At 59.3% G+C, this 10,139-nt stretch carries 12 protein-coding genes; 5 read left to right on the top strand and 7 right to left on the bottom strand.

The genetic code is table 11. From position 1 onward, the window contains the following. The 6 genes from groL to ccoG all read right to left on the bottom strand — a co-directional run. Positions 1–1,539, bottom strand: a 1,539-nt coding sequence (gene groL, locus ACK4TM_RS15675) for a chaperonin GroEL (protein WP_409702951.1), incomplete at its 3' end; no start/stop codon positions are given. Positions 1,540–1,590: 51 nt separating this feature from the next. After that, positions 1,591–1,875, bottom strand: a complete 285-nt coding sequence (locus ACK4TM_RS15670) for a co-chaperone GroES (RefSeq protein ID WP_409702950.1) — start codon at positions 1,873–1,875, stop codon at positions 1,591–1,593. A gap of 123 nt (positions 1,876–1,998) precedes the next feature. Next, positions 1,999–2,151, bottom strand: a complete 153-nt coding sequence (gene ccoS / locus ACK4TM_RS15665) for a cbb3-type cytochrome oxidase assembly protein CcoS (protein ID WP_409702948.1) — start codon at positions 2,149–2,151, stop codon at positions 1,999–2,001. Further along, positions 2,148–4,295 (bottom strand): heavy metal translocating P-type ATPase, encoded by a 2,148-nt coding sequence (locus tag ACK4TM_RS15660; RefSeq protein WP_409702946.1) that lies wholly within the window; start codon positions 4,293–4,295, stop codon positions 2,148–2,150. The genes ccoS and ACK4TM_RS15660 overlap by 4 nt, the downstream gene beginning before the upstream one ends. Beyond that, positions 4,292–4,762: a FixH family protein gene (locus ACK4TM_RS15655; protein WP_409702944.1), complete on the bottom strand. Its 471-nt coding sequence runs from the start codon at positions 4,760–4,762 to the stop codon at positions 4,292–4,294. Before ACK4TM_RS15655 ends, ACK4TM_RS15660 begins: the two co-directional genes overlap by 4 nt. Beyond that, positions 4,759–6,174: a cytochrome c oxidase accessory protein CcoG gene (gene ccoG / locus ACK4TM_RS15650; protein ID WP_409702942.1), complete on the bottom strand. Its 1,416-nt coding sequence runs from the start codon at positions 6,172–6,174 to the stop codon at positions 4,759–4,761. Before ccoG ends, ACK4TM_RS15655 begins: the two co-directional genes overlap by 4 nt. Before the next feature lie 165 nt (positions 6,175–6,339). Here ccoG and msrA point away from each other — a divergent pair, with 165 nt between their 5' ends. The 3 genes from msrA (at position 6,340) to ACK4TM_RS15635 (ending at position 8,348) form a co-directional block, all read left to right on the top strand. After that, complete coding sequence (gene msrA, locus ACK4TM_RS15645) at positions 6,340–6,990, top strand: peptide-methionine (S)-S-oxide reductase MsrA (RefSeq protein WP_409702939.1); 651 nt, start codon at positions 6,340–6,342, stop codon at positions 6,988–6,990. A gap of 52 nt (positions 6,991–7,042) precedes the next feature. Continuing rightward, a complete protein-coding gene (locus tag ACK4TM_RS15640; RefSeq protein ID WP_409702937.1) occupies positions 7,043–7,912 on the top strand; it encodes a 50S ribosomal protein L11 methyltransferase in 870 nt (289 codons plus the stop codon). Between the two features lie 124 nt (positions 7,913–8,036). Beyond that, a complete protein-coding gene (locus tag ACK4TM_RS15635) occupies positions 8,037–8,348 on the top strand; it encodes a hypothetical protein (protein ID WP_409702935.1) in 312 nt (103 codons plus the stop codon). Positions 8,349–8,409: 61 nt separating this feature from the next. Here ACK4TM_RS15635 and ACK4TM_RS15630 read toward each other — a convergent pair whose 3' ends face one another. Then, positions 8,410–8,619: a DUF1127 domain-containing protein gene (locus ACK4TM_RS15630; protein WP_409702933.1), complete on the bottom strand. Its 210-nt coding sequence runs from the start codon at positions 8,617–8,619 to the stop codon at positions 8,410–8,412. Between the two features lie 305 nt (positions 8,620–8,924). On the opposite strand from ACK4TM_RS15630, the gene ruvC reads away from it, so the two are divergent. Both ruvC and ruvA read left to right on the top strand, forming a co-directional pair. Then, the gene (gene ruvC, locus ACK4TM_RS15625; RefSeq protein WP_409702931.1) at positions 8,925–9,431 is read left to right on the top strand and encodes a crossover junction endodeoxyribonuclease RuvC; all 507 of its coding nucleotides are present in this window, start codon (positions 8,925–8,927) and stop codon (positions 9,429–9,431) included. Then, a complete protein-coding gene (ruvA, locus tag ACK4TM_RS15620; RefSeq protein ID WP_409702929.1) occupies positions 9,428–10,087 on the top strand; it encodes a Holliday junction branch migration protein RuvA in 660 nt (219 codons plus the stop codon). Before ruvC ends, ruvA begins: the two co-directional genes overlap by 4 nt. Positions 10,088–10,139 lie beyond the last annotated feature (52 nt).

Below are 10,139 nucleotides of genomic sequence, written 5' to 3'. Positions count from 1 at the left end.
GCCAGCGACAGAAGCCGCGTCTTGCAGGGCTGTGCGCACAACCTTGGCCGGGTCAATGACGCCGAACTTGAACATGTCACCATATTCTTCGGTCTGCGCGTTGAAGCCAAAGTTCTTGTCAGTGCTTTCGCGGATCTTGCCGGCAACAACCGACCCGTCCACGCCAGAGTTTTCTGCGATCTGACGCAGTGGTGCTTCAATCGCCTTGCGGATGATCGAAATACCCACATCTTGGTCAGAGTTTGCACCCTTGAGACCTTCCAGAACCTTACCGGCTTGGATCAGGGCAACACCACCACCGACAACAACGCCTTCTTGCACAGCAGCGCGTGTCGCGTTCAGGGCATCGTCAACGCGGTCTTTACGCTCTTTGACTTCCACTTCGGACATGCCGCCGACGCGGATGACAGCCACACCGCCGGCCAGTTTGGCCACGCGTTCCTGCAGCTTTTCACGGTCGTAGTCGGATGTCGTTTCTTCGATCTGGCCACGGATCTGGGCAACGCGTGCTTCGATTTCCGATTTGTCGCCAGCGCCGTCCACGATGGTTGTCGCGTCTTTGGTGATCGAGATACGCTTGGCAGAACCCAGCATGTCGATGGTGACGTTTTCCAGTTTCATGCCCAGATCGTCAGAAATCACCTGACCACCGGTCAGAATGGCGATATCCTGCAGCATCGACTTGCGACGATCACCAAAGCCAGGGGCTTTGACAGCAGCGATTTTCAGGCCGCCACGCAGTTTGTTGACAACCAGGGTCGCCAGCGCTTCGCCTTCGACATCTTCAGAGATGATCAGCAATGGCTTGCCGGACTGGATCACGGATTCCAGCAGGGGCACCATTGGTTGCAGCGACGACAGTTTCTTTTCGTGCAGCAGGATGATCGCATCCTCCAGCTCGACTGTCATTTTCTCTGGGTTGGTCACGAAATATGGCGACAGGTAGCCGCGGTCGAACTGCATGCCTTCGACGACATCGGTTTCTGTTTCCAGACCTTTGTTTTCTTCGACGGTGATCACGCCTTCGTTGCCGACTTTCTGCATCGCATCAGCGATCTGGCGACCAATTTCAGCCTCGCCGTTGGCAGAGATCGTGCCGACCTGTGCGACTTCGTCGCTGTCGTTGACAGGACGTGCAGCCGCTTTGATCGCTTCGACGACTTTGGATGTCGCCAGATCGATGCCGCGCTTCAGGTCCATCGGGTTCATGCCAGCAGCAACAGATTTCATGCCCTCGCGGACAATCGCCTGAGCCAGAACGGTGGCCGTCGTGGTGCCGTCACCGGCTTCGTCATTGGTGCGGTTGGCCACTTCTTTGACCATCTGCGCGCCCATGTTTTCGAACTTGTCTTCCAGTTCGATTTCTTTGGCGACAGAGACACCGTCCTTTGTGATGCGCGGTGCGCCAAAGGATTTGTCGATAACCACGTTGCGGCCTTTGGGGCCGAGGGTCACTTTGACGGCGTCGGCAAGGATGTTGACACCCTTGAGCATCCGGTTACGCGCGTCGGTGCTGAACTTGACTTCTTTAGCAGCCATTTGCATGTGCTCCTTGAATTATTTGAAAGTGGACAGGACAGGGCCGCAGGATCACATGATCCCGAGGATGTCGCTTTCCTTCATGATCAACAGCTCTTCGCCGTCGATGCGGACTTCGGTGCCGGACCATTTGCCAAACAGCACTTTGTCGCCAGGCTTGACGGACATCGCGATCAGCTCGCCGCTGTCTTTGCGCGCGCCTTCACCGATGCTGACGATTTCGCCTTCGGCGGGTTTTTCCTTGGCGGTGTCTGGGATGATCAGACCGCCCTGTGTTTTTTCTTCGCCTTCAAGGCGACGGACCAGCACACGGTCGTGAAGTGGTTTAAATGCCATTTCGGAACTTCTCCAGTTCGGTTATCTTTGGTGTTAGCACTCAGCAGACCCGAGTGCCAACACCGGTTAGATATGAGCCGGTCACGCGTCTGTCAACTGTGGTGAGAGAAGTCTTTTGCGATTTTAGCGCGGTTCCTGATCATCGTCGGTCAAGATCCGCCAAGCGTCACCTTCAAGGTCTTCATATTGATGTGCACGCAGGCTCCAAAGGAAGGCCACAAGCCCCAAGGCACCCAGGATCAGCGACACCGGGATAAGGATTACCAAAACATTCATACCCGGCCTTTCAAGCGTAAAGCGTTCACAAGAACGGTGATTGATGACGTGGACATCGCGATTGCCGCCAGCAGCGGTGTGGCGAAACCGGCCACCGCAATCGGGATAGCGATCAGGTTATATGCAGCCGAGATGGCAAAGTTTTCCACGATCCGTTTTTTAGCGGCGCGTGCCACCAGCGGCAATTCGATCAGCGGTATTAGGCTGTCGTTCAACAGCACGATATCGGATGCGGCGCGCGATGCGTCAGCAGCCGTGGCAGGCGACAGTGATGCATAGGCTGCGGTCAGCGCACCGGTGTCATTCAGCCCGTCGCCGACCATCAGGACCTTGGCACCTTGGGCAGACAGCGCCTCGATATAACGGATCTTGTCCTCTGGCTGGGTTTCCGCCTGCCAGTGGTCAATGCCCAAGATATCGGCCACCCTTTCGGTCTCGCTCCGGTCGTCCCCTGATACCAGATGCACGGTCAGCCCCGCCTTTTGCCAGGCAGCGACAAGGTCCTGCGCCCCGTCGCGCAGGCCTGCGACCAGCTTGATCTTGCGCGGGGCGTTGTCGCCGATTTGCAGATAGGTACCCGTGCCCGTGCCCAGCCATGCGCCGGACCCAAGACGGACATTCTGGCCATGATAAGTCGCACTCAACCCGTTGCCGCGATGTTCTGTCTGATCTGTCAGGATCGCAGGGGTCACCCCGCCAAGCGATGCGGCGATGGCCTGCGATACAGGGTGACTTGCGTTTTGTGTCAGGGCAAGCGCAATTGCCTGTTCGGTCATGGTCAGCGCATCGCGCGCAGCGACGGGCATGGTCAGTGTGCCGGTCTTGTCAAAGACAACAGTATCGACCTCGGCCAATCGTTCCAGCGCGGTGCCGTCCTTGACCAACAGGCCAGCGCGGAACAACCGCCCTGCCGCGATGGTGGACACCGCAGGAACCGCTAAGCCCAGTGCGCAGGGGCAAGTGATGATCAGCACAGCCACGGCGATATTCAGCGACAGCCGCATATCGCCCGACCAGAATACCCAGCCTGCAAAGGTCATGAGCGCCAGCAGATGCACCATCGGCGAATAGAACGCCGCAGCGCGGTCGGCGATGGCGGTATAGCGGTTGCGCACGGCCTCGGCTGCGTCAACCATCGTAACCAGTTTGCGCAGGGTCGTGTCCATACCCACGGTCGCCGCGCGGATCGTCAGCGGGCCGGTCATATTGACCTCGCCCGCTGTCACCTTTGCGCCGGTATCGGCAAGGTGCAGGCGGCTTTCGCCGGTCAGTATGGACCGGTCAATCTGGCTGGCGCCATCGGTCACGACACCGTCCACGGGAATGCGTCCACCGGGCAAGACCAGCACCAGATCGCCCACCACCAGGTCGGCAAAATCCACCATCTGGCGGATGCCACCCGTCACCCGCATCACACGCGGCACCTCTAACGCGGCCAGTTGCGCGGCGGCAGAGGCGGCCGCCTTGCGGCTGCGATGGTCCAGATAACGCCCGATCAGCAGGAAAAACACCAGCGACACCGCCGCCTCGAAATAGGCATGTTCACCGCCATAGACTGTCTCAAACAGCGACATGCCCGTGGTCAGGATCAGCGCCAGCGAGATCGGTACATCCATGTTCAGCCGCCGCACGCGGAGGGCCGACCAGGCATGACGAAAGAACGGCTGGCCCGCATAGGCCACCGCCGGGATCGAGATTGCAGCGCTGATCAGGTGGAACATGTGCTGGGTCGCGCCCATCGCACCCGACCAGATCGCCACAGACATCAGCATCACATTCATCATAGCAAAGCCGGACACCGCAATCCGCGTCATCAGCGCACCACCAACAGGGTCGTTTTCTGCGCTGAGCAGGCCCTGATCCAGACTGCGGGCCTCGAAGCCTGCCAGTTCCAGCGCATCGATCAGCGTCTCTGGTGCCAGCGGTTGGTCAAGACCAACCGTGACGCGCTTCATCGACAGGTTGACTCGCGCGCTGACGACACCGTCAAGCGCCTGCAAGGCGCGTTCCACACCGGTGATGCACGCGACACAATGGATCGCGGGCAAAGACAGGATGATCTGTTCGGTCCCGCGTGACGCGGCCTTGGCCAGCGCCCCTTCGGGAATGCCAATGCAGGCAGGGCAGGCGGTTGTATCGCTCATGTGTCACGCAACTGGATACGACGACGAAAGATCGTGCCGTTTTCTGCTTCCAGCTCCAGCCTGAGGTTCCAGTAGCCGTCGCGCGACGGGACCATCGCGGTCAGTGTCGTTCCGGTCCATGTGAAGTCGGGTGTATGATCCTCGCCGGTATGCGTGGCGCGACCAAAGATCGCCTTGATCACGCGCGGCTGCACCGGCTGGCCTGCCTGATCCGTGATCGCCAGCGTCAGCAAACCGTCATCAAGTGTTGCCACGACGTCCCAGCCAAGGGCGTCCTGCGCCGCGCGGTTCACCTCAAAGGTCTGGCTTGCGACGTAAGTACTGCGCGCCTCGACCCCCGGAAAAGTGGAAATCGCCATATAGGCCATCCCAAGGTTAACGGTGATAATGATCCCGAAACTACTCAGCATGACGGCCAACATATGCCTGCCGGTGAATTGACGGGGTTCTTGTGCATCTGCGGTCATCGCGCTGCCCTTCCGTTGAAAATACTGTCTGTGAATGCGCGCTCGCCGGTGATCTCATCCGCAACCCAGAACCGCAGGTCGGTGCGGTCCGCACTTGCGGCTGGCGTTCCCGGTGGGGCCGCGACATAGACGCGTTGCAGCATCGTTTCATTCGCCGGCACGATGACGCTGTCCTGATCGGTGCCTTCCAGCGTGATATCCAATGCTGCGTCCGAGACGAGCGAGAGCGTGAATTCCCGGTCCTCGCCCAATTTGTTCAGCAGCCGGATGTCATAGATATTGCGCACGGTCCCGTCGCTCAGCATCACATAGGTCGGGTTGCGCACGGGCGAGACGGTCATTTCCAGATCGGCGCGGATGAACATCGCAAACACGAGCCCCACGCCTATGGCCGCCCACATTGCGGTATAGATCATCGTACGCCAGCGCAGGATATGCGCCCAGATCGGTTTTGCGGTTTTGCCCTGTGCCTCACCTTCTTGGTCTGACAGCGCCAGATAGTCGATCAGGCCGCGTGGCTTGCCGATTTTGGCCATGACGTCATCGCAGGCGTCGATGCAAAGCGCGCAGGTGATGCACTCCATCTGCTGGCCATCCCGGATGTCGATACCCGCAGGGCACACGTTGACGCAGGCCAGGCAGTCGATGCAATCGCCAGCGCCCTCGATGCGCTGTTTGCCGCGCGGTTCACCGCGCCAGTCGCGATAGGCGACTGTCAGGGTTTCGGGGTCCATCATCGCGGCCTGAATGCGCGGCCAGGGGCACATGTAATTGCAGACCTGTTCGCGCATGAAGCCGCCAAAGAGAAAGGTCGTGGCTGTCAGGACGCCAATCGTGCCCCATGCGACGAAAGGTGCCTCTAGCGTGATCAAGTCGCGCGCCAAGGTCGGCGCATCGGCGAAATAAAACACCCAGGCCCCGCCGGTCGCCACGGCGATCAGCAGCCAGACCATCCATTTGGTCAGGCGCAGCCGCATTTTGCGGGCATCCCATCTTGCCTTCCACAGCCGCACACGGGCGTTACGGTCGCCTTCGATCCAACGTTCGACAAGAATGAAAAGGTCGGTCCAGACGGTCTGCGGGCAGGTATAGCCGCACCAGACCCGGCCTAGGGCCGAGGTGAATAGAAACAACCCCAGCCCTGCCATGATCAACAGACCGGCCACAAAATAGAATTCATGCGACCAGATTTCGATCCAGAAGAAATAGAACCGCCGGTGCGCCATGTCGATCAGCACGGCCTGATCGGGCAGGTTCGGCCCCCGGTCCCACCTGATCCACGGCGTGAGGTAATAGATGCCCAGCGTGACGGCCATCACCCACCATTTCAGGGTGCGGTAATAGCCTTTGACGCGGCGCGGAAAAATCGGCTCGCGCGGCGCATAAAGCGGTTGGGTGTCGGTGGAGGACATGGCTCACCTGTCAAAACAATTCTGTTCGCAGGGTCGGAGCTAAAGCAGTACGGCGCGAACCTCTTTGATGTGGATCAAGCACGCAAAGCTGTTTCGCATTTGCCGCTACAGAGTGGCAATTTCCCTAATCGGGCTTATATCTGACACAAAGTATAGGAGCCTGATATGTTTTTTACACAAAGCGCCAAGACCCAGATGGTCAGCCCCGACGCCGCCCTGCCGGGCAGGGCCCAACCGATCCCGACGGCACAGACACATCATGTTTACGGAACCCCCATCATCAGGGACCTGCCAACCGGTATGGCCGAGGCAGTTTTCGGCATGGGCTGTTTCTGGGGCGTCGAACGGATGTTCTGGAAATTGGAAGGTGTGCAATCCACGATGGTCGGCTACACTGGCGGCTATACACCCAACCCGACTTACGAAGAGGTCTGTACCGGCAAGACCGGCCATAACGAGGTGGTCCGCGTGGTCTATGACCCTGCCGTGATCAGCTATGACCAATTGTTGCAGGTGTTCTGGGATGGTCACGACCCGACCCAAGGCATGCGCCAGGGCAATGACCGCGGCACGCAGTATCGATCCGGTATCTATACATTTGATGCCGCGCAGCAATCAGCTGGCGAAGCATCGAAAGACGCCTTTGCACCACGTCTGGCTCAAGCCGGTTACGGCGCCATCACGACCGAGATCATCGGCGCGCCGATCTTTTACTTTGCGGAAGATTATCACCAACAATATCTTTCGAAGAATCCGGGCGGTTATTGCGGCATCGGCGGCACCGGCGTGACCTGCCCGATTGGCGTGGGTGCTTGACGCAAGCGGGGCAGGGTCCTAAGCGGCAGCAACCTTTCTGAAAGCAAGCGCCATGACCAGTTACACCGCCCTGACCACAATGACCGGTGAAGACGCTGCCTATGCCCTGGCCGAGGCGTTGGAACATCTTGAACCCGAACCTATCGGTACCGGGGTTTTCGAGATCGAGGATGGATCAGGTCTTTGGGAAGTCGCCGCCTATACCGAAACCGCCCCCGACGCCGGGGCGCTGGCAGTGCTGGCGGCAGTTCACGGTGCAAAACCGTTCAATATATCCGAAATTCCCGATCAGGATTGGGTGTCCAAGGTCCAGCGCGATCTGGCCCCGGTGCCCGCCGGGCGGTTCTTTGTCTATGGATCACACGATGCCGACAAGGTGCCCGCCGACAGCATCCCATTGCTGATCGAGGCGGCGATGGCCTTTGGCACAGGCCACCATGGCACGACGCTGGGCTGCCTGCTGGCATTCGAGGATGTGCTGGCCGCAGGTTTCAAGGGCGGACGCATTCTGGATCTGGGGTGCGGCACGGCCGTGCTGGCGATGGCGGCGGCCAAGGTGCTTGGCGGGCCGGTGCTGGCCAGTGATATCGACCCTGTCGCCATCGAGGTGGCGCTGGCCAATGTGAAGGCGAATGATTTAGACGGTCAGGTGGATTGCATCGTTGCCGCCGGATTTGGCGGCGATGTGATCACCGGACCATTCGATCTGATCTTCGCCAATATCCTCAAAGGGCCTTTGATCGGCCTGTCGCCGGATGTCAGCGCACATATGCGGCAAGGGGGATATTTGATCCTGTCCGGCATCCTCAACGAACAGGCGGATGAGGTACAGGCAGTTTACCAGACCAACGGCTTCACCCTGACGAAATCATCCGCCATCGGGGACTGGACAACGCTGGTGATGTGCAAAAACGCCGCATGAGAGGCCTGCGCTGATAAAAACCTTGTTTTGCAGACCGTTTTCGGCAATATTATGCTAGTTTTGAACGAGTAACAGATCAGGCGGCACACGGATGGCGCAGGCCAATACACCTTTTGACAAGCGATTGAAAAAGATTGTGCGCAAGCATGATCAGCTGAACAGCGGATCGGTCAAACGGATGCGCTCGGATGGGCTGATTGTGGAACAGCCCCGCAGGTTCCGTCTGCGGCTTCCTCTTCGCGGTATCGGCACCGCCGTGATCCTGGGATTTGTGTTAAAAGGTCTTTTTCTGGCCAGCATCGGCGCAGACAGCTATAATGCCCATCTCGTAACGTTGGGGCGGGGCGACACGCTGTCAGTCGCGGTGGCATGGCTGATGCAGCCTGATGCGGTGACGGCCTTGATCGCAGAAATGCTCGGCAGGCTGACGGGCTGATCGCAAACGTGCAAACGACCGCGCCGGATTGACGCGGTCGTGAAGATGCAGGCCGACAGGTTCAGCGTGCGCTGCGTGCCACGACCTTCTCGATATCACCATAGCACAGACCGATATCATCCAATTCGCGCGCTGACAGGCGCGACAACGAATTGCGTGTGATGCGTGCATCATTCCATGCAGCAACGGCGCCGATAACGGCAACAATGAAAGAAGGGACGCGGCCAGCAGACATGCTGGCGCCAGAGCGGTTGGTTTCAAAAGCGGCCATGGCCAAGTTCCTTGTATATGCTGCCTTGCAGCGAAAATCTGATACCCGGCATTTAGGGGCCATTCTATGATCGCACCAGACCTGTTTTTGCATGGGTCATATGCGTTTTCAGAATGCCTAAAAATTATGCAAACGCCTTGGTGCAGGCCTTCTTTTACTGATGATCTCCCGGTGCAGCTCCAGTGCTTCACCGTCATGCCGGTGCGGTCGTCTGCTGCTGTCGGTGCAGCCCTTCGTCAAAGGCGCTTGGTCTTTGTTCGCCTTTTGTGCTAGCTTTCGGCAATAGATTAAAAATGGGGCGAGCAATGCGCGTATTGGGAATTGATCCGGGCCTGCGAAATATGGGCTGGGGCCTGATTGATGTGGCGGGCGCACGCATCACCCATGTCGCGAACGGGATCAGCCATTCGACCGGCGATGATCTCGCGATGCGCCTGTTGTCCCTGCATGATCAGCTTGCCGCGATGATCGCGCTGCATTGCCCAACGGAAGCTGCGGTCGAACAGACTTTCGTTAACAAGGACGGCGTCGGCACGCTGAAACTGGGGCAGGCGCGGGGGATCGCGCTGCTGGTGACGGCGCAGGCCGGTCTGCGGATCGGGGAATACGCACCTAATGCGATCAAAAAGGCCGTCGTCGGCGTGGGCCATGCGGATAAGGTGCAGGTCGCGCATATGGTCAAGCTGCAACTTCCCGGAGTGAAACTGGCAGGGCCTGATGCTGCCGATGCGCTCGCCATCGCCATCTGTCACGCCCATCACCTGCAATCGGCGAACCGGCTGAATGTCGCTCTTGCAAAGGCCAGCGCATGATCGGCAAGATCGCCGGAAGGCTGGAATACCGCAGCACCGATCACGTCCTGATCGATGTGCGCGGCGTGGCTTATCTGGTCTATGTCTCTGATCGTGTGATGGCTAGCCTGCCCGGCAATGGTGAGGCTGTGGCGCTGTATACCGACCTGCTGGTGCGCGAAGACATCCTGCAATTGTTCGGCTTCACGACCTTGGTCGAAAAAGAATGGCACCGGTTGCTGATGTCGGTGCAGGGGATCGGGGCGAAAGCATCGCTCGCGATCCTTGGGGCGCTGGGGGCCGATGGTGTCAGCCGGGCCATCGCGCTGGGCGACTGGAATGCGGTCGCCAAGGCGCGTGGTGTAGGGCCGAAGACAGCGCAGCGGGTGATTATCGAACTCAAAGACAAAGCCCCCGGCGTGATGGCTTTGGGCGCAGGCATGGCCGCCGCCACAGGGGATGAGGTGATCGAGGCCGATACGAATCCCGCCCCGCGCAAAGCGGCGCCTCAACCCAGCAGCACCGCACAGGCCGATGCCATGTCCGCCCTTGCCAACCTCGGCTATGCGCCGGGCGATGCGGCGAGCGCTGTGGTTCAAGCCTTGGGTGCTGATCCGCAGGCGGATGCATCGGCGCTGATCCGCGCCGCCTTGCAGCTCTTGGCACCGAAAGGCTAGATGTGGCCGATGACCCAGCCTGATCCCACCTTACGCCCGGAACGCCAGGCCG

The sequence above is a fragment of the Yoonia sp. genome (assembly GCF_046292185.1).
Classification (GTDB): Bacteria; Pseudomonadota; Alphaproteobacteria; order Rhodobacterales; family Rhodobacteraceae; genus Yoonia.
The sequence above is the reverse complement of the archived record's forward strand: the minus strand, read 5'-3'. Positions and strand labels throughout refer to the sequence as shown.

Bases quoted from the DNA above. Each gene is read 5' to 3' on its own strand.
- ruvA (WP_409702929.1), top strand. From the start codon at position 9,428: ATGATCGGCAAGATCGCCGGAAGGCTGGAATACCGCAGCACCGATCAC.
- ccoS (WP_409702948.1), bottom strand. From the start codon at position 2,151: ATGAATGTTTTGGTAATCCTTATCCCGGTGTCGCTGATCCTGGGTGCC.
- ruvC (WP_409702931.1), top strand. From the start codon at position 8,925: ATGCGCGTATTGGGAATTGATCCGGGCCTGCGAAATATGGGCTGGGGC.
- msrA (WP_409702939.1), top strand. From the start codon at position 6,340: ATGTTTTTTACACAAAGCGCCAAGACCCAGATGGTCAGCCCCGACGCC.
- ccoG (WP_409702942.1), bottom strand. From the start codon at position 6,174: ATGTCCTCCACCGACACCCAACCGCTTTATGCGCCGCGCGAGCCGATT.
- ACK4TM_RS15670 (WP_409702950.1), bottom strand. From the start codon at position 1,875: ATGGCATTTAAACCACTTCACGACCGTGTGCTGGTCCGTCGCCTTGAA.
- ACK4TM_RS15660 (WP_409702946.1), bottom strand. From the start codon at position 4,295: ATGAGCGATACAACCGCCTGCCCTGCCTGCATTGGCATTCCCGAAGGG.
- ACK4TM_RS15640 (WP_409702937.1), top strand. From the start codon at position 7,043: ATGACCAGTTACACCGCCCTGACCACAATGACCGGTGAAGACGCTGCC.
- ACK4TM_RS15630 (WP_409702933.1), bottom strand. From the start codon at position 8,619: ATGGCCGCTTTTGAAACCAACCGCTCTGGCGCCAGCATGTCTGCTGGC.
- ACK4TM_RS15655 (WP_409702944.1), bottom strand. From the start codon at position 4,762: ATGACCGCAGATGCACAAGAACCCCGTCAATTCACCGGCAGGCATATG.